The sequence below is a fragment of the Streptomyces sp. P9(2023) genome, from assembly GCF_032436795.1.
GTDB lineage: Bacteria > Actinomycetota > Actinomycetes > Streptomycetales > Streptomycetaceae > Streptomyces.
This window is the reverse complement of record NZ_JAUPWM010000045.1, coordinates 20,035-40,072: the sequence shown is the minus strand read 5'-3', so window position 1 is coordinate 40,072 and position 20,038 is coordinate 20,035. Positions and strand designations below refer to the sequence as shown.

Sequence of the window (20,038 nt, the reverse complement as noted above, 5' to 3'; positions counted from 1 at the left end):
AACTACCGCAACGCACGAGAGCCGATTCCCCCTGGACGGGAGAACCGGCTCTTGACGCACGTACGGGTGGGACGGGTGGTCAGGCCTTGGCCTCGGCGTCGACGAGCTCCACCTGGACCTCGACCTCGACCGGGGCGTCGAGCGGGAGGACCGCCACGCCGACCGCGCTGCGCGCGTGCACGCCCTTGTCGCCGAGGACGGCGCCGAGCAGCTCGCTGGCGCCGTTGATGACGCCGGGCTGGCCGGTGAAGTCGGCGGCCGAGGCGACGAAGCCGACGACCTTCACGACCCGCTTGATCCGGTCCAGGTCACCGGCGACCGACTTCACGGCCGCGAGCGCGTTCAGCGCGCAGGTGGCGGCGAGCTGCTTGGCCTCCTCGGCGGTGACCTCCCCGCCGACCTTGCCGGCTACCGGAAGCTTGCCGTCCACCATCGGGAGCTGGCCCGAGGTGTAGACGTACACGCCCGACTGCACGGCCGGCTGGTACGCGGCCAGCGGCGGCACGACCGACGGCAGGGTCAGGCCCAGCTCGGCGAGCTTCGCCTCGACGGCCCCGGTGCCGTTCGCGGCGGCGCCCATCAGGACTTCTCCCGCTTCAGGTAGGCCACGAGCTGCTCGGGGTTGTTCGGGCCGGGAACGACCTGGACGAGCTCCCACCCGTCCTCGCCCCAGGTGTCCAGAATCTGCTTCGTCGCGTGCACGAGAAGGGGCACGGTCGAGTATTCCCACTTGGTCATGGAGCCGACTGTATCCGCTGCCACAGGCAGCCTCCTGCTTAGGCGGGCGCTCCAGTGGTTAGGCTCGAAGGCGTGAGCAGGCTCCAGGTCGTCAGCGGCAAGGGTGGTACCGGTAAGACGACGGTCGCCGCCGCCCTCGCGCTCGCCCTCGCGACGGAGGGCAAGCGGACCCTCCTCGTCGAGGTCGAAGGCAGACAGGGCATCGCACAGCTCTTCGAGACGGAGGCCCTTCCGTACGAGGAGCGCAAGATCGCCGTCGCGCCGGGCGGAGGAGAGGTCTTCGCGCTGGCCATCGACGCCGAGCGGGCCCTCCTGGACTACCTCCAGATGTTCTACAAGCTGGGCGGCGCGGGCCGGGCCCTGAAGAAGCTCGGCGCGATCGACTTCGCGACGACGATAGCGCCGGGCGTACGGGACGTACTGCTGACCGGCAAGGCGTGCGAGGCGGTCCGCCGGCGCGAGAAGCACGGCGGCTACACCTATGACCACGTCGTCATGGACGCGCCGCCGACCGGCCGGATCACCCGCTTCCTGAACGTCAACGACGAGGTGGCGGGGCTGGCCCGGATCGGCCCGATACACAATCAGGCGCAGGCCGTGATGCGGGTGCTCAAGTCCCCGGAGACGGCCGTGCATCTGGTGACCCTGCTGGAGGAGATGCCGGTCCAGGAGACCGCGGACGGCATCGCGGAGCTGCGCGCGGCCGAACTGCCGGTGGGCGGCGTCATCGTGAACATGGTCCGTCCGCACGTCCTCGACGAGGCGGCGGTACGGGCGGCCTCCGGCGACCACCGGGACGCGGTCGCGCGGACGCTCGCGGCGGCGGGCGTCCGCGGCGGTACGAAGCTGGTGGAGCCGCTCCTGGAGCAGGCGGCCGAGCACGCGCAGCGGGTGGAGCTGGAGCGCGAGCAGCGGGCGGTGCTCATGGAGCTCGACGTACCGGCGTACGAACTCCCGTTCCTGGGGGACGGGGCGGACATCGCGGGCCTGTACCGGCTGGCGAAGGAGCTGCGGAAGCAAGGGGTGGGCGTGTGACGGGTTGGGTGAACACGGCGGCGAACGGTCTGGACTCCGTACCCGTCCTCGAACTCGACCCGCTCATCGACGACCCGGGCACCCGGATCATCGTCTGCTGCGGCGCGGGCGGCGTCGGCAAGACGACGACCGCGGCGGCCCTGGGCGTACGGGCGGCGGAGCGGGGCCGCAAGGTCGTCGTCCTGACGATCGACCCGGCGCGGCGGCTCGCGCAGTCGATGGGGATCGACTCGCTCGACAACGTCCCGCGCAAGGTGGACGGGATCAAGGGGTCCGACGGCGGGGAACTGCACGCCATGATGCTCGACATGAAGCGGACCTTCGACGAGATCGTCGAGGCGCACGCGGACGCCGAGCGGGCCCGGGCGATCCTGGAGAACCCCTTCTACCAGTCCCTGTCGGCCGGTTTCGCCGGTACGCAGGAGTACATGGCGATGGAGAAGCTCGGCCAGCTGCGGGCCCGCGACGAGTGGGACCTGATCGTGGTCGACACCCCGCCGTCGCGTTCCGCGCTCGACTTCCTGGACGCGCCGAAGCGGCTGGGGTCGTTCCTGGACGGGAAGTTCATCAAGCTGCTGATGGCCCCGGCGAAGATGGGCGGCCGGGCGGGGATGAAGTTCCTGAATGTCGGCATGTCGATGATGACGGGGACGCTGGGGAAGCTGCTCGGCGGTCAGTTCCTGAAGGACGTGCAGACGTTCGTGGCCGCGATGGACACGATGTTCGGCGGCTTCCGGACCCGCGCGGACGCGACGTACAAGCTGCTGCAGGCGCCGGGCACGGCGTTCCTGGTGGTCGCCACGCCCGAGCGGGACGCGCTGCGCGAGGCGGCGTACTTCGTGGAGCGGCTGGCGGCCGAGGAGATGCCGCTGGCGGGACTCGTCCTCAACCGCGTGCACGGCAGTGGCGCCGCCCGGCTGTCGGCCGAGCGGGCGCGGGCCGCGGCGGAAAATCTTGACGAGGGGCGCATTGTGGATCAAGGGGCTGGGAAGACTGGTGGGGGTGGCTCCCGCGCCACCGCCCCCGAGCTCTCCGACTCCACGACCGCCGCCGCACATTCCGCGCACGCCGAGGCTGCCCCCACAGCCGACGACGACGCGACCACCGACGCACAGGACATCCAGCAGCTGACCGCCGGTCTGCTGCGGCTGCATGCCGAGCGCATGCAGGTGCTCGCGCGCGAACAGCGCACGCGCGACCGCTTCACGGCGCTGCACCCCGAGGTGGCCGTCGCCGAAGTGGCGGCCCTGCCCGGGGACGTACACGATCTGTCCGGACTGCGGGCCATCGGAGACCGCCTCACGGCGGGCCGCATGCCGCAGGCCTGACGCGCCCGGCGGGGGGCGGGCGGTCTTCCCGCGTCCCTGCGCACGGTCGCGTACGTCCGCGTACGTCCGCGTACGGTGACGTATGTCCGCGCACGTTCGCTTATGGCACGTACCGCGTGTTCCGTCAGGTGGGGGTTGGCCCACCGCCGCGTACACGTGACCGGCGGGCTCAGCCCACCGCCGCGTACGCCTCGTACGTCGCGTCGTCCTCGATCGCCACGGGCAGCAGGCCCGCTCCCCGCTCGTACTCCGTCCGCGCGGTCTCCAGCAGGCGCCGCCACGAGGTGACGGTCGGCCGCCGGCGCAGCAGGGCACGGCGCTCGCGCTCCGTCATGCCGCCCCACACGCCGAACTCCACGCGGTTGTCGAGGGCGTCGGCCAGGCACTCGGTCCGCACCGGACATCCGGTGCACACCGCCTTCGCCCTGTTCTGCGCCGCTCCCTGCACGAAAAGTTCATCCGGATCGGTAGTGCGGCAGGCCGCCTGCGCACTCCAGTCAGCTACCCAGCCCATACCGGCGCCGTCCTCTCCCGAATCGAGGCTCCCCCACGGCGGTAGCGGCATATTCACCGCTGCCAGTTGGTGACGTTACGGAAGGTGGGCACAGCGCAACACCCCCTTCGGGCCCAATCTTGAATGGCCCGAACGGACTATGCGTACGCGGCAGATCACCCAGGGGAGTGACCCCTGGACATGCGTGTCGAAACCGACGAACCGGTACAGTTCGCCCGGCTGCGACGGAGGCACTTGGGGCGTCGAGTGACGCATGGGGCGGAATCGGGCAGGGGTTCCCAAGGTTCGGGGCCAAGGGAATTCCTGCCGATGTCACGCCCGGCCCTTGATGCGGAACCGCACTGCTGTGACAGTTGGGAGCAGCTTAGGCCAAGGCCTGTACGCGTGTCCGGCAAATGAGAACGTAGCCAGGTAGACGCCTCACGTCGTCATGCCGCCATCCCGCCAGGATGCGGGGCCGGATGTCACGGTCTCGTACGCGAACGCTCCGAGGGGCCCCCGCTCCTGCGGAACGCACAGAGTTACGGATTAGGCTGCCCCCCATGGCAAAGAAGCGCTCGGGCGGAGGTCTGACCGGGACCCAGCAGGCCGCCAAGTTCCTCGGTGTCAGTGTGCTCTCCGGAGCCGTGCTGGCAGGCATCGCCCTGCCCGCGGCCGGAGCACTGGGGCTGGCGGCGAAGGGGACGGTCGAGGGGTTCGACGAGATCCCGTCCAACCTGAAGACGCCACCCCTGAGTCAGCGGACCACGATCCTCGACTCGGAGGGCGGCACCCTCGCCACCGTGTACTCGCGCGACCGGAAGGTCGTGCCGCTGGAGAAGATCTCCCCGTACATGCAGAAGGCGATCGTCGCGATCGAGGACTCGCGCTTCTACGAGCACGGGGCGATCGACCTCAAGGGCGTGCTGCGCGCGATCAACCGCAACGCCCAGTCGGGCGGCGTGGCCCAGGGCGCGTCCACGCTCACGCAGCAGTACGTGAAGAACGTCTTCGTCGAGGAGGCCGGTGACGACCCCGAGAAGGTCGCCCAGGCCACCCAGCAGACCATCGGCCGCAAGGTTCGCGAACTGAAGTACGCGATCCAGGTCGAGGAGGAGCTGGGGAAGAAGAAGATCCTCGAGAACTACCTCAACATCACGTTCTTCGGCCAGCAGGCCTACGGCATCGAGGCGGCGGCCCAGCGCTACTTCTCCAAGCCCGCCGCCGACCTGAAGCTGGAGGAGGCCGCCATGATGGCCGGCCTCGTCCAGTCGCCGAGCCGGTACGACCCGATCAACGACCTCCAGGAAGCCACCAAGCGCCGCAACACGGTGCTCCAGCGGATGGCCGACGTGCGGGACGTCAGCCAGGCGGAGGTGGACAAGGCGAAGGCCGCCCCGATCAGGCTGAAGGTGAAGACCCCGAAGAACGGCTGCATCACCGCCGTCGACGGCGCCGGCTTCTTCTGCGACTACGTGCGCAAGACGATCCTCAACGACCCGGTCTTCGGCAAGACGGTCGAGGAGCGGCAGAAGCTGTGGAACCTGGGCGGTCTGACCGTCCGGACGACGCTCGACCCGCGCGCCCAGGAGGCGGCCAACGAGGCGGCCGTCGCGAAGATCTACGAGAACGACAAGGTCGCCGCCTCGGTCGTCCAGGTCCAGCCGGGCAGCGGCAAGATCCTGTCGATGGGTCAGTCTCGCCCGTACGGCCTGGACCAGAAGCAGTACCAGACCACGCTCAACCTCGCCGTCGGCAGCAAGATGGGCGGCACGACCTACGGCTTCCAGGTCGGCTCGACGTTCAAGCCGATCACGGCCGCTGCGGCCCTGGAGAAGGGGCTGAGCCCCGCGCAGAGCTTCTCCTCCGGGTACGAGATCACCATCCCGGAGAACTCGTACACGCGCTGCGACGGCAAGCCGGCGGGTTACGCCCAGTGGGAGGTCGGCAACGAGCTCAAGTCCGAGACCGGCACCTGGGACATGACGAGCGCGCTCGGCAAGTCCATCAACACCTACTTCGCCAAGCTGGAGCAGATGGCCGGCCTCTGCGAGACGGTGCAGATGGCGAAGAACGTCGGGTACGAGCGCGAGCTGGGCAAGAAGGTCAAGGAGAGCCCCTCGATCACGCTCGGCGCCATCGAGGCCACGCCGCTCGACATGGCCGCCGTCTACGCCACCTTCGCCAACCGGGGCACGTACTGCACCCCGATCGCCATCGAGTCGATCAAGTCGGCCGACGGCCAGCAGCTGAAGGTGCCTCAGACCGAGTGCTCGCGGGCGATGACCGAGCGCACGGCCGACACCATCAACCAGATGCTGAAGGGCGTCGTCGAGGACGGCACCGGTACGAAGGCGGGTCTGAGCGACCGCGACAACGCCGGCAAGACGGGTACGACGAACGACCGCAAGGACGCCTGGTTCGTCGGGTACACCCCGAACCTGTCCACGGCCGTCTGGGTCGGTGACGACGTCGGCGAGAAGGTGTCGATGTTCGACATCACCATCGGCGGCGAGTACTACCCCAAGGTCTGTGGCGGCTGCCTCCCGGGCCCGATCTGGAAGATCGCGATGACCGGAGCGCTGAACGCCTCCGAGACACCGCAGTTCGCCCCCATCTCCGTACCGCGCGGCGAGAAGCCGCAGGACAAGGAGAAGGAAAAGCCCGGCGACGACAACAAGCCGGAGAAGCCGGGCGACCGGCCCGACCTCCCGGGAATCACCCTCCCGCCGGGCATCATCGGCGGGGGCGGCGGGAACGGCGGCGGCCGGGGCGGCGGCGGCAACGGCCCGTAGGGCGTAGTACGTAGGGCCTACGAGTGAGGGCGCTTCCCGCGTGACGGGAGGCGCCCTCAGTCGTACGTACGTCAGCCGGTGTCCAAGCCGGCTCGGCAGGCTCAGCCGTTTCGGCAGGCTCAGCCCGCGAGGAGCTTCTTCACGGCGGCGGCCACGCGGCCGCCCTCCGCCTGGCCCGCGACCTTCGGGTTCACGATCTTCATGACGGCGCCCATCGCGCGCGGGCCCTCGGCGCCGGCGGCCTTGGCCTCGGCGACGGCCGCCGCGACGATCTGCTCCAGCTCCTCGTCACCGAGCTGCTTCGGCAGGTACGCGTCGAGGAGCACGCCCTCCGCCTTCTCGCGCTCGGCCGACTCGGCGCGACCACCCTGGGCGAAGGCCTCGGCGGCCTCGCGGCGCTTCTTCGCCTCGCGGGCGATCACCTTCTGCACCTCGTCGTCGGAGAGCTCGCGCTTGGTCGTACCCGCGACCTCCTCCTTGGTGATCGCGGTGAGGGTGAGCCGCAGCGTCGAGGAGCGCAGCTCGTCGCGCTCCCTGATGGCGGCGTTGAGGTCGTCCTGCAGCTTGGCCTTGAGCGTGGTCATGCCCCAAGTGTGTCAGGTGCCCCGCCCCACCCGCCCGCGCATTTCCGCCCATCGGGTCTGCGACGATGGGGTGATGCGCGCACGGTACGGGATCCCCCTGAAGATCACGGCAGGTGTCACGGCGACGGCCGCGGCCGGAATCGTCTACGCGGCGGGCTTCGAGGCCCGCTCGTTCCGGCTGCGCCGGGTGACGATCCCGGTGCTCCCGCGCGGGATGCGGGATCTGCGGGTCCTTCAGGTCTCCGACATCCACATGGTGTGCGGTCAGCGCAAGAAGCGGGCGTGGCTGCAGAAGCTCGCGGGGCTGCGCCCGGACTTCGTCGTGAACACTGGCGACAACCTCTCCGACACGGACGCGGTCCCGGAGGTCCTGGACGCGCTCGGGCCGCTGATGGAGTTCCCGGGCGTGTACGTCTTCGGCTCCAACGACTACTACGGGCCGCGGCTGCGCAACCCCGCCCGCTACCTCCTGGAGAAGGCCCAGGGGCGCCACGGTCTGAACGGCAACAAGCCGGTGGTGGGCGCAGTGCACAACCCGTGGGAGGGGATGCGGGACGCCTTCGACGACGCGGGCTGGGTGAACCTGACCAACACCCGCGGCCGGCTGAAGCTGCCGGGGCTCGACCTGGCCTTCACGGGCCTGGACGACCCGCACATCAAGCGGGACCGTTACGAGCGGGTGGCCGGCGGTCCGGACGTGACGGCGGACTTCTCGATGGCCGTGGTGCACGCCCCGTACCTGCGGACGCTGGACTCTTTCACGGGGGACGGCTACGGGCTGATCCTGGCGGGGCACACGCACGGCGGTCAGCTGTGCGTCCCCTTCTACGGCGCGCTGGTGACCAACTGCGACCTGGACACGGACCGGGTGAAGGGCCTGTCGACGCACACGGTGGCGGGCCGGACCTCGTACCTGCACGTCTCGGCGGGGTGCGGCACGAACCGGTTCACCCCGGTCCGCTTCGCCTGCCCGCCGGAGGCGACCCTGCTGACGCTGACGGCGCGCGACTGAACGGTTTCCCCGTATACGGCTCTACGGGCAAACGGGCAAACGGGCTGTACGGGCAAGCGGGCTCTACGGGCTTTACGGGCTTTACGGGCTTTACGGGCTTTACGGTGGGGGAATGCTCACGCCGAACACCGCTGCGGCCGTGCCCGCATCCGCCGTCATACCCGCCGTCCGACGCCCTTACGCGGCGGCCTTCGGCGGCCTGATCGCGCTTGCCGCGGCGACGGGCGTGGTGATCGAGTGCGTGCTGGGGAGCGTGCCGGTCGTCCTGAGCTTCTTCACGATCTGGTCGAACATCGCGGTCGCGGTCGTCTTCGCGCTCTCGGCCCGCCGGGCCTGGACCGGCCGGCCGCCGCTCGCGGCGCTGTGGACAGGCGGGGTACTCCTCTGTATCTCGGTGGTCGGTCTCGTCTTCCACTTCGTCCTGGCGAACGGTTCGAGCGAGTTCAACCAGGCGGCGGAGATCGCGAAGCTCACGGGCGGCAAGGCGGTCGCCAACCAGCTCCTGCACACGGTGACCCCGATCGGCACGGCCCTCGACTGGCTGCTCCTCACCCTCCCCGGCGCCCTCCGGTGGCGCCACGCGGCCCAGTGGCTCGCGGCCCCGGCGGCGTACCTGACCTTCGCCCTGATCCGTGGCGCCCTCCTGTCCCCGGACGTCCCGACCCGGTACACGTACCCCTTCATCGACGTCACCGAGTACGGCTACGGCGGCGTGGCCCTCAACGCGCTGATCCTGGGCCTCGCCTTCTACGCCCTCGGCCTGACGATCGTCGCCCTGGACCGTGTCCGACCTGCGGTGAGGGGCCGCGAAAACCGGATTTCGTCTCAGGGCGTGGGTGGGCTAAAGTAATCGATGTCGCCGCGACGTGAAGAACAACGCAGTGACATCGGGGTGTAGCGCAGCTTGGCAGCGCGCTTCGTTCGGGACGAAGAGGTCGTGGGTTCAAATCCCGCCACCCCGACAGCTGAGTACCAGGTCAGGCCCACCTAGTGACGTCACTAGGTGGGCCTGATTCGTTGTGCGTGACTATCTGCGTGACTACGGCTTCTGATCTTGCTTGAAGATGGCGTCCATCGCGGTCGCCCCCGTCTGGATCACAGGGCGGATCGTCTCGGGCTCCCTGCCGCCCAGGGCCTCGGTGAACAGCTTGACGGCCTTCTTGGCCGCCTCGACAGCTTCAGGGCTTCGCCCCAGGCCCGCATCGGCCGCAGGATCACTCCCCTGGAGGTCTCGCAGCGCGCCCCGCTTGCACCGGGCCGTGTGCGGCAAGTGGATCAAGCGGCTCTACCCTGATACGGCATCGGTGCCGGACGGCGGAGTACGGCGACGCGTGCTTGCTGTCAGGTTGTCGACCGTCGAAAGGCTGGGTTCTCAGGTGCTGGTCGCGGACCGATATCGGCTCCACGTGTGTGTCGGCCGTGGCGGCATGGGCGAAGTGTGGCAGGCCACCGACGAGGTGCTCGGGCGGGCGGTGGCCGTGAAGTTGATGCTCGGTCACGAGACCGACCCCTCCGCCTCCGACCGGTTCCGGCTGGAGGCCCAGACCGCCGCGCGGCTGAGTCATCCGCATGTCGTCGGCGTCTTCGACTTCGGTACGTGGGACGGAAAGCTGTTCCTCGTCATGGAGCTGGTCGAAGGGGCCAGCCTCGCCTCCGAGCCGGGCGGGCCGCCCATGGTGCTGCCGGCCGAGCGGGTGGCCGTCGTGGCCGCGCACGCCGCCGCCGGGCTGGCCGCCGCGCACCGGGAGGGCGTGGTGCACCGGGACATCAAGCCCGGGAACCTGCTGCTCGACGGGGACGGGACCGTGAAGCTCGCGGACTTCGGGATCGCCCGCTTCGTCGACGATCCGTCCGCCGCTCTCACGACCACCGGCCAGATCGTCGGCACCGGCCTCTACCTCGCCCCCGAGCGGGCGCTCGGCCGGGCCGCGTCGCCGGCCTCCGACGTGTACTCGCTCGGCTGCGTGCTGTACCAACTCCTCACCGGGCGGCCCCCGTTCCGCGGCGACACCGCCACGGCCCTGCTGTACCAGCACATCGACACGCCGCCGGCGCCGCCCCGGCAGCTCGGGGTGGGGCTGCCCGCGGCGTTCGAGGCGTACCTCCTGACGATGCTGGCGAAGGAACCGGAACAGAGACCTCCGGCCCAGGCGATCGCGGACTGGTTCACCTCGGGCGCCTGGCGTGAGCATGCGCAGCCTCAGGCCGTGTCTCGGTCCAGGACCGGGGCGACCCGGTCCGCGCCGCACGCGTCGCGCCGTGCACCGGCCCGGCCCGCGCAGCACGGTGGGCGCGCGGCGGCGCATCGACCGGCGGCCTCGGGCCCGCCCCGTACCGCCGTCGCGTCCCGGCGGCAGGGCTCGGCGCGGCGTGGCGAGAGCGGCCTCGCGGCCCTGTCCCGGCGCCGCCCCCGGAAGACGGCGGCGGTCGCGGGCGGCATAGCCTTCGTCGTCTTCCTCCTGATCGGCATGGCCTGGCTGTCGTGAGCCGCGCTGCCGTGAGCCGCGCTGCCGTGGGCCGCCCGGCCGTGGGCCCGCCCCCGCTCCCGAATTGAACGCCGTGCAAGAAACTCGGCTACCCTAGGGGCATGGCGCGGGAGACCTTGAGCAAGGACCAGATCGTCCGAGCCGCCGTCGAGCTGCTCGACAGCGAGGGCATCGACGGCCTGAGCATGCGCCGGCTCGGCAAGCGGCTGGGTTCGGCGGCGACGGCCATGTACTGGCACGTCGCGAGCAAGGAGAGCCTGGTCGTGCTGGCCGCCGACGCGGTGTGGGGCGAGCTGAAGTTCCCCGACCCGGCCGAGGTCGGCTGGCGCGCCGCCGCCCGCGCGCTGGTCCACGACACGTACGCGCTGGGCAAGCGCCACCCGTGGCTCGTCCCGGCGATCAGCTCGCACTTCGTCTACGGCCACGGCATGGCCCGCTTCCAGGACCACTCGTACGCGATCTACGAGGCGGCCGGGTTCAAGGGCTGGGAGCTCGACTGGGCCGTGAACTCCGCCTTCACGTTCGTGACCGGCACCCTGCTCGTCGACGCGACCGAGGCCACGCTCGCCACCGCGCAGGTGCCGCGAGGCAAGGGCGACGAGGCCAAGCCGGCGCTGAGCGTCGCCGACTGGGCGTACGGGATCGCCTCCCAGTACCCCCGGCTGCTGGCCCGGATCGAGGAGCAGCGGGGTACGGACCCGGCGGCGATGACCAGCGAGAAGTTCGAATTCGGCGTCGAAGCCATCCTCGACGGCCTCGAAGCCCGGCTGGGCGGCGCGGATCCGCGCCCGTAGGGGGCCGGGGGATGCGTCCGTAGGGGGCGGGGCCGCGCCCTTAGGGGCGGGGCCGTGTGGAGTCTGACCCGAACGGGGTCCGTCAGGTGGCCCCCGGGGGTCCCGTCCGGTCCCCTGGGGACATGCATCCCCTCCGGACAGCCGCCGAGGCGGCGGCAACCGTTCCCGCCGAGGTCGTCTCCGACTCCGGTCCGTCCGCGCTCGCCCTGGGCCTCGGCGCCGCCGCCGTCGCGGGGGCCATCGGCACCGCCGTCGTCCGCAGCCGGCTGTCGAAGGCGCTCAGCCGCGCGACCGACCACCGGGCGCCCGGCGCCGGGTCTTCGGAGCGGCCCCGCAATTAGAGCGACCGGGCCGTCGCCGTCACAGGGTGTCGTGCGCCAGGGCGTTCAGGCCGCGGCGGGCGCCTTCCTCGTAGGCCCGGGTCAGTTCGGGGGCCGGGAGGGCGTCGCGGAGGGCGTGGTCGCTGTGGCGGCGGGCCGGGGCGCGGAACTGGGCCGCGCGGTACGTGCCGTCGAAGGCCGAGGCCCTCAACCGGTCCACGGCGCCCAGCAGATGGGCCGCATCCTTCGGGCGGCCGGACAGGATCCGTAGCCGGGCGACGAGTTCGGCGGCGCAGGTCGCCCCCACGACGCAGGCAGGTGGTCACGCGGATGCACCACCTCCGCAACACCTGGCAGCTCGACCAGCTGACGCCCCAGCAGACACAGCGGCTCAGCGAACTCGCCGCCCCCGCCTCGGGTCCCGGCCGCAGGCCGCACCGGCTCACCCACGTGGACCGCAGGCTCATCGCGGCCATGGCCGGGGACGCCCGGGTCAGCGCCGCCGAACTCGCCCGCCAGGTCGGTACGAGCGAGTCGACGGTCCGCAGGAGGCTGGAGGCACTCGCGGTGGCCCGGGCGCTCTACCACCACTGCAAGCCCGCCCCCCACCCCCCGGTTCTCCGGTTCTCCGGACGGCCGGTGTTCGCGCTGGTCAAGGCGGACGTCCCTCCCCTGGAGGCGACGTCGGCCGCGGCGGCGGTGGGGCGGCTGCGGCAGACCCGCCTTGTCACCTCGGTGACCGGGTCGCACAACCTGAGCGCCGAGCGGCAGAGCGCCCTCGTCCTGCGCGACGACGAGGAGGACGGCGCGCCGCCGCACCGCTCGACGGTGGATCTGGCAGGCGGCCGCGCGGTGATCCGGACGGCCGCGCGGACGAGCGCGCGGACGGAGCCGCTGACCCAGCCGGCAAGCGCTCGGGCATGGTCGGGCAGCGCGCTGCCCGTACGCGAGCTGCCTGGCGTCCGCGAGTTATCCACAGGCTGCGGACGAGGCCGACGGAATGTCCGCCGGTCGGAGCATGATGGGGGGCATGACCGAGAGCAACGAGATCACCGACACCCCCGACATCCCTGCCGTCGCCGACATCCCCGCCTGGGAGCAGCGGTTCCGGGCCCCGCGTGTGTCCCTGCCCGAGTGGGCGGAGGAGGCCCCCGACCGTTCGCTGTTCGTGTCCAACGCGACCGGGACGTACGAGCTGTACGCCTGGGACCGGGCGAGCGGTGCCCAGCGGCAGGTCACGGACCGGCCGAACGGGACGACGGACGGCACGCTGTCGCCGGACGGCCGGTGGATCTGGTGGTTCTCGGACAAGGACGGGGACGAGTTCGGGGTGTGGATGCGCCAGCCCTTCGAGGGCGGCGCGGACGAGCCCGCGGTGCCCGGGCTCGCGCCCTCGTATCCGGCGGGGCTCGCGATCGGCCGGGACGGCACGGTGGTCGTCGGGTGCTCGACGGACGAGGAGGGGTCGACGATCCATCTCGTACGGGCCGGGGCGGCGCCCGTCGAGGTCTACCGGCACCGGGAGTCGGCCGGCGTCGGGGACCTCTCGCACGACGGCTCGCTGATCGCGATCGAGCACACCGAGCACGGCGACGCCATGCACTCGGCCCTGCGCGTGCTGCGCGCCGCCGACTCCTCGGTGGTGGCCGAGATGGACGACTCCAAGGGCGGTACGAAGGAGCTGGGCCTGTCCGTGCTGGGCTTCGCGCCGGTGGACGGGGACACCCGGCTGCTCGTCGGGCACCAGCGGCGGGGGCGCTGGGAGCCGCTGCTGTGGGACGTGGCGACGGGCCGGGAGACCGATCTCCGGCTCGACCTGCCGGGCGACGTCTCGGCGGAGTGGTACGTGGACGGCACGGGCCTGCTGATCGTGCACAGCTTCGAGGCGCGCAGCGAGATGTGGCGGTACGACATCGCGACGGGAGCGCTGGTGCGGGTGGAGACCCCCGCCGGGTCGGTGTCGGAGGCCACGGCCCGCCCGGACGGCAGCGTGGAGTACCTGTGGTCCTCGGCCGCCGAGCCGCCGCGGGTGCGCTCGACGGACGGCGGGGTCGTCCTGGACCCTCCGGGTGCGCGGGCGCCCGGGTCCGTGGCGGTGGAGGACGTGTGGGTGGAGGGTCCGGGCGGCCGGATCCACGCCCTCGTGCAGCGGCCGGCCGAGGGCGAGGGCCCTTTCCCGACGGTCTTCGAGGTGCACGGCGGCCCGACCTGGCACGACAGCGACGCCTTCGCGTCCGGCCCGGCGGCCTGGCTCGACCACGGCTACGCGGTGGTCCGGGTCAACTACCGGGGCTCGACCGGTTACGGCCGGGAGTGGACGGACGCGCTCAAGCACCGCGTCGGTCTGATCGAGCTGGAGGACATCGCGGCGGTCCGTGCGTGGGCGGTCGACTCGGGGCTCGCCGACCCGGCGAAGCTGGTCCTGTCGGGCGGTTCGTGGGGCGGGTACCTGACGCTGCTCGGGCTCGGCACGCAGCCGGACGCCTGGTCGCTGGGGCTCGCCGCGGTCCCGGTCGCCGACTACGTGACCGCGTACGAGGACGAGATGGAGGCGCTGAAGGCGCTGGACCGGACGCTCTTCGGCGGCTCGCCGGAGGAGGTGCCGGACCGGTTCGAGGCCTCGTCCCCGCTGACGTACGTGGACAAGGTCACGGCCCCGGTGTACATCTCGGCGGGCGTCAACGATCCGCGCTGCCCGATCCGCCAGATCGACAACTACGTGGACCGGCTGGCCGGCCGGGACGCGGTCCACGAGGTGTACCGGTACGACGCGGGGCACGGCTCCCTGGTGGTGGAGGAGCGGATCAAGCAGGTCCGCCAGGAGCTCGCCTTCGCCGCGCGTCACCTGGGGACCCGGCCGGTCGGGGGGTGAGGCGGCTGCGTACCGTGGAGGGGTGTACCGGTTCCTGAAAACGCCCCGCTGGTGGGGGATCAACGTCTTCGTCCTGCTGGCGATCCCGTTCTGCCTGTTCATGGGGACATGGCAGATGGGCAAGTTCGACGACCGCGTCGCCTCCTACCGGGAGGCGGAGCGGGCCCCCGACCCGGGCACGCTCCGGACCGAGCCGCTGGACGCGCTGCTGCCGGTGGACAAGGAGACCTCGGGCCGGCACGCGCAGGTGAACGGCCGGTACGCGGAGCAGTTCCTGGTACCGGACCGTGAGCTGGACGGGCGCGCGGGCGCGTACGTCCTGACGATGCTGGAGACGGGCGGCGGCAAGTCCCTGCCGGTGGTACGGGGCTGGCTGCCGGCCGGCGCGAAGGCGCCGGCCCCGCCGGCGGGGGAGGTCACCGTGGTGGGCGCCCTCCAGGCCTCCGAGACCACGGGGACGAAGGGGGTCCGCGCGGCGGGCGGCCTCCCGGAGGGCCAGCTCTCCATGATCAGCGCGGGGTCCCTGGTCAACCTGGTCCCCGACGAGGTCTACGACGCGTGGGTCACGCTCACGGACTCGCCCACCGGGCTGACCCCCGTCCCGGCGGCGGCCGCGGCGGGCACGTCGCTGGACATCAAGGCGTTCCAGAACCTCGGCTACACGGCGGAGTGGTTCGTCTTCGCGGGCTTCGTCGTCTTCATGTGGTTCCGCCTCCTGCGCCGCGAGGCGGAGGCCCACCGCGACGAGGCCTTGGGGCTGTAGCCGAGGCCGGGGGGCACGGCCCTGGGTTCATCGGGCCTGGCCCGCTCCGGCCCCGGCGGGTACCTCGGGCGCCCCCGGCTCCCAGGCCCCCGCCCCCGCACCCGGGCGCTAGGACGCGTCCAGGACTCCCGTGCGGTAGATGGTGCCCGCGCAGGCGTTGGTGATCGTCGTGGCCGCCTGCGGGCCGCCGGGCTCGGCGGTGTGGCTGACCGCGATGCTGCCGTCGGCGGGCGTCCCCTCCGTACCGAGCTGCGGGGCCGTGCCTTCGGCCGAGTCACCCGTACCGGTCGAGCCCGAGCCCCCCTCCGAGGCGCCCTCGCCTTCCTTCGAAGGGGTCGGGCTGGGGTCCACGCTCGGGGTGGGTTCCGGGTCCGGGTCCGGGCCGGGGTCCGGGGTCACGCCCGTGGTCGGGCAGGTCTCCGCGGGGACCCAGGCGAACTTCACCTCGTACGCGTTGTCCGGCCCGAGGACCAGCGTGGCCGCCTCCTGCGAGGGGTCGGGCAGTCCGCTCGCCGCGTCCCCCGCGGTGTGCGCCACGACCGTGATCTTGGCCGGGTCCGCCGCTCCGAGCGCCTGGAAGCCGATGCTGCCGTCGCCGCTCACCACGCACTCCTTGCCGGAGACGTTGGAGATGCGGAAGGTGCCGTAGACATTCCCCTGGGCGTCGGGTCCGCCCGACTGCGACGAGCCGATGGCCAGCTGCCCGGCCTCGCAGGTCGGCAAGGAGCCCGCCGGTGACGTGGAGCCTTCGCCGGTGTTCCCGTCCGTGGCGTCCTTGTCCTCGCCCTTGCCCGCCCCGGCGCCCTGGCTCGGAGCCGCGGTGCCGCTCGGTGTGCCGGCGCTCGGCCCGCCGTCCTCGACACCGGCCTCGGAGCCGGTACCGCCCTGGGCCTGTTCGCCGTGGCCTGCGTTGACGGCCTGGTCGGCGGTGATGCCGCCGGAGTTGGCGACGTGCACGAAGGCGGGGACGGCCGTGCCGAGCAGTACGGCGGCCGCGGCGAAACCGACGACCGCCTGGCGCTTGCGGGTGCGCCGCGCGGGTACGGCACGGCGCAGGTGGTCGAGGGCGCCGTCGGTGGGCTGGAGGTCGCCCACGGCGCCCTGGAGCAGCCGTCGCAGGGCCAGTTCGTCGCCGTCGAAGGGGTCCTCGTGGCCGTCGGCCCGCTCGTTGTCCGGCCGGTCGTTCACAGTCGCGTGTCCCATGTCGTCGCGTTCACCGTCGGGCAGTCCACTCGTACCGCCGCTGCTCGCATCGCCGGAACCGTCCGCACCGCGCGGAACATCCGTACCGCCGGAACTGTCCATACCGCCGGAACTGTCCATACCGCTGGAGCTGTCCATACCGCCCGGGGTCATGCCGTCGGAGCTCATGCCGTCGCCTCCATCGCGACGCGCAGCGCCGCGATGCCACGCGAGCCGTACGCCTTCACCGACCCCAGGGATATCCCGAGAGTCTCGGCCACCTGGGCCTCCGTCATGTCCGCGAAGTATCGCAGGACGAGCACCTCGCGCTGCCGCCGCTGGAGTCCGCGCATCGCCTTGATGAGGGCGTCCCGTTCCAGCTGGTCGTACGCGCCCTCCTCCGCGCTCGCCATGTCCGGCATCGGCTTGGAGAGCAGCTTGAGCCCGAGGATGCGGCGGCGCAGCGCGGAGCGCGAGAGGTTGACGACCGTCTGGCGCAGATAGGCGAGGGTCTTCTCCGGGTCCCGGACGCGTTTGCGCGCGGAGTGGACGCGGATGAACGCCTCCTGGACCACGTCCTCGCAGGAGGCCGTGTCGTCGAGGAGCAGCGCGGCGAGGCCGAGGAGCGAGCGGTAGTGCGCTCGGTAGGTCTCGGTCAGGTGATCGACGGAGGTGCCCGCGGACACGACGCCTTCAGTGCTCTCGCGGGGCGAGGGTATGCCGGTCACACCGGCCGCCCGGGTCCCTGCGGGCATGGGGGCGATCACCGGCATGCCGCCGGCCGGACGCGGACGCCGGAGCGGGCGCACCACAGGGACGCCGCCGCCCGCGGCGTAGCCGCTGCGTGCCGGAGCCTTGAGTGCGGGAGCCTTGAATGCGCCGCGGAGCGGGACGACCGCCGCGATGTCGAGTACCTCTGCCACGTCTGTTGGACACGCTTCCCCCCGTCAGGGTTGTACGAGTACGCCACCGTTCTTGACGGTGCACCAATTACCCTCATGCGTACCCGTTCTTCCCCAATGCCCCGTTTTCACAGCCCGTTCGTCGACACACCACATGGGCGCGCGAAGAGACGCCTCTCACCCAACTACCGGTTGCAGCAAGGGGTGAAGAGCATCGTCGAACATGGCGTCACCCCAGTTCAAGGGGCATGTGGCGCCGACTTGCTCACAGGCCTTTCACAGATCCTACAAACTCGAACGATCAGTCGTCGCCGATTTCCGGACGCTCCGGGCGCTCGGGACGAATGATCGACTCCGCGATCTGTACGGCGTTCAGCGCCGCGCCCTTACGGAGGTTGTCGCCGCAGACGAAGAACTCGAGCGCCCGCTCGTCGTCCATCGACCGCCGCACCCGTCCCACCCAGACCGGGTCCGTGCCCACGACGTCGGCGGGCGTGGGGAAGTCGCCGGAGGCCGGATCGTCGAAGAGCACCACGCCCGGCGAGGTCGCCAGGATCTCGTGCGCCCGCCCGACGCTCACCGGCCGCTCGAACCGTGCGTGTACGGAGACCGAGTGCGCGGTCACCACCGGGACACGGACGCAGGTCGCGGCGACGGGCAGCCCGGGAAGGCCGAGGATCTTGCGGGTCTCCGCGCGCAGCGCCAGCTCCTCGGAGGACCAGCCGTCCGCCGTCAGCTCCCCCGACCAGGGCAGCACGTTGAGCGCGACCGGCCCGGGGAAGGGCCCGGTCTGGTCGCCGACGGCCCGCCGCACGTCACCGGGGTGCGTGCCGAGTTCGGTCCCGGCCACCAGCGAGAGCTGCGCGCGCAGCGCGGCGACACCGGCCTGCCCGCCCCCGCTCGCGGCCTGCTGGGCGGTCACCACCAGCTCGGCGAGCCCGAACTCGGCGTGCAGCGCGCCCACCGCGACGATCAGCGCGAGCGTGGAGCAGCCGGGGCTCGCGACGATGCCCCGGGGCCGTACCCGTACGGCGTGCGGATTGATCTCGGGGACCACCAGCGGCACGTCCGGGTCCGCCCGGAAGGCCGCCGAGGTGTCCACCACCACCGCGCCCTTGGCGGCGGCGATCGGCGCCCAGCGCGCCGCGATGTCCTCGGGCACCAGGAAGAGGGCGAGGTCGACGCCCTCCAGTGCCTCCTCGCTCAGCGCGAGGACCTCGGTCTCCTCGCCGCGCACGGCCAGCTTCCGGCCGGCCGAGCGCGGCGAGGCGACGAGTCGGATCTCGCCCCAGACGTCCGCGTGCTGCGTGAGCATCTGGAGCATGACCGCACCGACGGCTCCGGTCGCGCCGACGACCGCGAGCGTCGGTTTACGGGTCATCGGCCGGTGCCTCCATAGACGACGGCCTCGTCGGAGTCGCTGTCCAGACCGAAGGCGGTGTGCACGGCGCGCACCGCCTCGTTGACGTCGTCGGCGCGGGTGACGACCGAGATGCGGATCTCGGAGGTAGAGATCAGCTCGATGTTCACGCCCGCGTCCGACAGTGCGCGGAAGAAGTCCGCGGTGACGCCCGGATTCGTCTTCATACCGGCGCCGACCAGCGAAATCTTGCCGATCTGGTCGTCGTAGCGCAGCGAGTCGAAGCCGATCGCGCCCTTCGCCTTCTCCAGGGCGTCGATGGCCTTGCGGCCCTCCGCCTTGGGGAGGGTGAAGGAGATGTCCGTCAGACCCGTGGAGGCCGCGGACACGTTCTGCACGATCATGTCGATGTTGACCTCGGCGTCCGCGATGGCCCGGAAGATGGCCGCGGCCTCGCCCGGCTTGTCCGGCACGCCGACGACGGTGATCTTCGCCTCGGAGGTGTCGTGGGCGACGCCCGAGATGATGGCCTGCTCCACCTTGCGGTCCCCTTGCGGCTCGTTGCTGACCCAGGTGCCCTGCAGCCCCGAGAAGGAGGAGCGCACGTGGATCGGGATGTTGTAACGGCGTGCGTACTCGACGCAGCGGTGCAGCAGCACCTTGGAGCCGGAGGCGGCGAGCTCCAGCATGTCCTCGAAGGAGATCCAGTCGATCTTCTTCGCCTTCTTCACCACGCGCGGGTCGGCCGTGAAGACACCGTCGACGTCGGTGTAGATCTCACAGACCTCGGCGTCGAGCGCGGCGGCCAGCGCGACGGCGGTCGTGTCCGAGCCGCCACGGCCGAGCGTGGTGATGTCCTTCTTGTCCTGGGACACACCCTGGAAGCCCGCGACGATGGCGATGTTGCCCTCGTCCAGGGCGGTACGGATGCGGCCCGGCGTGACATCGATGATGCGCGCTTTGTTGTGGACCGAGTCGGTGATGACACCGGCCTGGCTGCCCGTGAACGACTGGGCCTCGTGGCCCAGGTTTTTGATCGCCATGGCCAGCAGGGCCATGGAGATCCGCTCCCCGGCGGTCAGCAGCATGTCGAACTCACGCCCGCCCGGAATCGGGGATACCTGCTCGGCGAGATCGATCAACTCGTCCGTCGTGTCGCCCATCGCGGAGACCACGACGACCACCTGGTGGCCGTTCTTCTTGGCTTCCACGATTCGCTTGGCGACGCGCTTGATGCCTTCGGCATCGGCAACGGAGGAGCCTCCGTACTTCTGCACGACAAGGCCCACGTGCGCTCCTCGGTCAGTCTCTGCCGCAGTCATTACTGCGGTCGGCTCAGTCTAACGAGCGGCCCGGAATCGCCGACCGTATATC

The 20,038-nt window shown here is 71.3% G+C and carries 20 protein-coding genes, 1 tRNA gene and 1 pseudogene; 12 read left to right on the top strand and 10 right to left on the bottom strand.

The window, feature by feature from the left end; genetic code table 11:
• Positions 1–79: 79 nt before the first annotated feature.
• Positions 80–580 carry a RidA family protein gene (locus tag Q5762_RS33030; protein ID WP_315895972.1) on the bottom strand — a complete coding sequence of 167 codons (501 nt, stop codon included), beginning with the start codon at positions 578–580 and terminating at the stop codon, positions 80–82.
• Complete coding sequence (locus tag Q5762_RS33025) at positions 580–738, bottom strand: DUF4177 domain-containing protein (protein WP_164409936.1); 159 nt, start codon at positions 736–738, stop codon at positions 580–582. The genes Q5762_RS33030 and Q5762_RS33025 overlap by 1 nt, the downstream gene beginning before the upstream one ends.
• A 72-nt stretch (positions 739–810) precedes the next feature.
• On the opposite strand from Q5762_RS33025, the gene Q5762_RS33020 reads away from it, so the two are divergent.
• The gene (locus Q5762_RS33020) at positions 811–1,773 is read left to right on the top strand and encodes an ArsA-related P-loop ATPase (protein ID WP_315895971.1); all 963 of its coding nucleotides are present in this window, start codon (positions 811–813) and stop codon (positions 1,771–1,773) included.
• Entirely contained in the window at positions 1,770–3,101 is a 1,332-nt protein-coding gene (locus Q5762_RS33015; protein WP_315895970.1) for an ArsA family ATPase, read from the top strand. The genes Q5762_RS33020 and Q5762_RS33015 overlap by 4 nt, the downstream gene beginning before the upstream one ends.
• A gap of 169 nt (positions 3,102–3,270) precedes the next feature.
• Here the strand turns inward: Q5762_RS33015 and Q5762_RS33010 are convergent, their stop codons facing one another.
• Positions 3,271–3,615, bottom strand: coding sequence for a WhiB family transcriptional regulator (locus tag Q5762_RS33010; protein ID WP_015034550.1), 345 nt, complete (start codon positions 3,613–3,615; stop codon positions 3,271–3,273).
• 542 nt (positions 3,616–4,157) lie between these two features.
• On the opposite strand from Q5762_RS33010, the gene Q5762_RS33005 reads away from it, so the two are divergent.
• A complete protein-coding gene (locus tag Q5762_RS33005; protein ID WP_315895969.1) occupies positions 4,158–6,389 on the top strand; it encodes a transglycosylase domain-containing protein in 2,232 nt (743 codons plus the stop codon).
• 119 nt (positions 6,390–6,508) lie between these two features.
• Here Q5762_RS33005 and Q5762_RS33000 read toward each other — a convergent pair whose 3' ends face one another.
• A complete protein-coding gene (locus Q5762_RS33000; RefSeq protein WP_315895968.1) occupies positions 6,509–6,973 on the bottom strand; it encodes a GatB/YqeY domain-containing protein in 465 nt (154 codons plus the stop codon).
• 73 nt (positions 6,974–7,046) lie between these two features.
• Between Q5762_RS33000 and Q5762_RS32995 the strand changes: the two genes are divergently transcribed.
• From Q5762_RS32995 to Q5762_RS32985, 3 genes are all read left to right on the top strand, one after another.
• The gene (locus tag Q5762_RS32995) at positions 7,047–7,985 is read left to right on the top strand and encodes a metallophosphoesterase (protein WP_315895967.1); all 939 of its coding nucleotides are present in this window, start codon (positions 7,047–7,049) and stop codon (positions 7,983–7,985) included.
• Between the two features lie 112 nt (positions 7,986–8,097).
• Positions 8,098–8,835: a Pr6Pr family membrane protein gene (locus Q5762_RS32990; RefSeq protein ID WP_315895966.1), complete on the top strand. Its 738-nt coding sequence runs from the start codon at positions 8,098–8,100 to the stop codon at positions 8,833–8,835.
• Between the two features lie 38 nt (positions 8,836–8,873).
• A tRNA-Pro gene (locus Q5762_RS32985) sits at positions 8,874–8,947 on the top strand.
• A 77-nt stretch (positions 8,948–9,024) separates the two neighbouring features.
• Here Q5762_RS32985 and Q5762_RS32980 read toward each other — a convergent pair.
• A complete protein-coding gene (locus tag Q5762_RS32980; protein WP_315895965.1) occupies positions 9,025–9,264 on the bottom strand; it encodes a hypothetical protein in 240 nt (79 codons plus the stop codon).
• Positions 9,265–9,361: 97 nt separating this feature from the next.
• Between Q5762_RS32980 and Q5762_RS32975 the strand changes: the two genes are divergently transcribed.
• The 3 genes from Q5762_RS32975 (at position 9,362) to Q5762_RS32965 (ending at position 11,606) form a co-directional block, all read left to right on the top strand.
• Positions 9,362–10,471 (top strand): protein kinase domain-containing protein, encoded by a 1,110-nt coding sequence (locus Q5762_RS32975; RefSeq protein ID WP_315895964.1) that lies wholly within the window; start codon positions 9,362–9,364, stop codon positions 10,469–10,471.
• 101 nt (positions 10,472–10,572) lie between these two features.
• On the top strand, positions 10,573–11,265 hold the full coding sequence (locus Q5762_RS32970; RefSeq protein WP_315895963.1) for a TetR/AcrR family transcriptional regulator C-terminal domain-containing protein: 693 nt from the start codon (positions 10,573–10,575) through the stop codon (positions 11,263–11,265).
• 122 nt (positions 11,266–11,387) lie between these two features.
• Positions 11,388–11,606, top strand: a complete 219-nt coding sequence (locus Q5762_RS32965) for a hypothetical protein (protein ID WP_315895962.1) — start codon at positions 11,388–11,390, stop codon at positions 11,604–11,606.
• A gap of 19 nt (positions 11,607–11,625) precedes the next feature.
• On the opposite strand, the gene Q5762_RS32960 is transcribed toward Q5762_RS32965, so the two are convergent.
• Positions 11,626–11,892 (bottom strand): hypothetical protein, encoded by a 267-nt coding sequence (locus Q5762_RS32960; RefSeq protein ID WP_315895961.1) that lies wholly within the window; start codon positions 11,890–11,892, stop codon positions 11,626–11,628.
• 23 nt (positions 11,893–11,915) lie between these two features.
• Here Q5762_RS32960 and Q5762_RS32955 point away from each other — a divergent pair.
• From Q5762_RS32955 to Q5762_RS32945, 3 genes and pseudogenes are all read left to right on the top strand, one after another.
• Positions 11,916–12,431 (top strand): annotated as a pseudogene (locus Q5762_RS32955) (Lrp/AsnC family transcriptional regulator); the annotation flags it as partial.
• Between the two features lie 175 nt (positions 12,432–12,606).
• A complete protein-coding gene (locus Q5762_RS32950) occupies positions 12,607–14,457 on the top strand; it encodes a S9 family peptidase (RefSeq protein WP_399495324.1) in 1,851 nt (616 codons plus the stop codon).
• A gap of 22 nt (positions 14,458–14,479) precedes the next feature.
• A complete protein-coding gene (locus tag Q5762_RS32945; RefSeq protein WP_315895959.1) occupies positions 14,480–15,220 on the top strand; it encodes an SURF1 family protein in 741 nt (246 codons plus the stop codon).
• A 108-nt stretch (positions 15,221–15,328) separates the two neighbouring features.
• Here the strand turns inward: Q5762_RS32945 and Q5762_RS32940 are convergent, their stop codons facing one another.
• The 4 genes from Q5762_RS32940 to Q5762_RS32925 form a co-directional block, all read right to left on the bottom strand.
• Positions 15,329–16,591, bottom strand: coding sequence for a hypothetical protein (locus tag Q5762_RS32940; protein ID WP_315895958.1), 1,263 nt, complete (start codon positions 16,589–16,591; stop codon positions 15,329–15,331).
• Positions 16,588–17,325, bottom strand: coding sequence for a SigE family RNA polymerase sigma factor (locus tag Q5762_RS32935; RefSeq protein ID WP_315895957.1), 738 nt, complete (start codon positions 17,323–17,325; stop codon positions 16,588–16,590). The genes Q5762_RS32940 and Q5762_RS32935 overlap by 4 nt, the downstream gene beginning before the upstream one ends.
• A gap of 280 nt (positions 17,326–17,605) precedes the next feature.
• Complete coding sequence (locus tag Q5762_RS32930; protein WP_315895956.1) at positions 17,606–18,685, bottom strand: aspartate-semialdehyde dehydrogenase; 1,080 nt, start codon at positions 18,683–18,685, stop codon at positions 17,606–17,608.
• Complete coding sequence (locus tag Q5762_RS32925; RefSeq protein ID WP_315895955.1) at positions 18,682–19,953, bottom strand: aspartate kinase; 1,272 nt, start codon at positions 19,951–19,953, stop codon at positions 18,682–18,684. The genes Q5762_RS32930 and Q5762_RS32925 overlap by 4 nt, the downstream gene beginning before the upstream one ends.
• Positions 19,954–20,038 lie beyond the last annotated feature (85 nt).

Excerpts from the sequence above, each read along its gene's own strand:
- Q5762_RS33030 (WP_315895972.1), bottom strand. The coding sequence starts at position 580 with ATGGGCGCCGCCGCGAACGGCACCGGGGCCGTCGAGGCGAAGCTCGCC.
- Q5762_RS33025 (WP_164409936.1), bottom strand. The coding sequence starts at position 738 with ATGACCAAGTGGGAATACTCGACCGTGCCCCTTCTCGTGCACGCGACG.
- Q5762_RS33010 (WP_015034550.1), bottom strand. The coding sequence starts at position 3,615 with ATGGGCTGGGTAGCTGACTGGAGTGCGCAGGCGGCCTGCCGCACTACC.
- Q5762_RS33005 (WP_315895969.1), top strand. The coding sequence starts at position 4,158 with ATGGCAAAGAAGCGCTCGGGCGGAGGTCTGACCGGGACCCAGCAGGCC.
- Q5762_RS33000 (WP_315895968.1), bottom strand. The coding sequence starts at position 6,973 with ATGACCACGCTCAAGGCCAAGCTGCAGGACGACCTCAACGCCGCCATC.
- Q5762_RS32995 (WP_315895967.1), top strand. The coding sequence starts at position 7,047 with ATGCGCGCACGGTACGGGATCCCCCTGAAGATCACGGCAGGTGTCACG.
- Q5762_RS32990 (WP_315895966.1), top strand. The coding sequence starts at position 8,098 with ATGCTCACGCCGAACACCGCTGCGGCCGTGCCCGCATCCGCCGTCATA.
- Q5762_RS32970 (WP_315895963.1), top strand. The coding sequence starts at position 10,573 with ATGGCGCGGGAGACCTTGAGCAAGGACCAGATCGTCCGAGCCGCCGTC.
- Q5762_RS32965 (WP_315895962.1), top strand. The coding sequence starts at position 11,388 with ATGCATCCCCTCCGGACAGCCGCCGAGGCGGCGGCAACCGTTCCCGCC.
- Q5762_RS32950 (WP_399495324.1), top strand. The coding sequence starts at position 12,607 with ATGGGGGGCATGACCGAGAGCAACGAGATCACCGACACCCCCGACATC.
- Q5762_RS32940 (WP_315895958.1), bottom strand. The coding sequence starts at position 16,591 with ATGAGCTCCGACGGCATGACCCCGGGCGGTATGGACAGCTCCAGCGGT.
- Q5762_RS32930 (WP_315895956.1), bottom strand. The coding sequence starts at position 18,685 with ATGACCCGTAAACCGACGCTCGCGGTCGTCGGCGCGACCGGAGCCGTC.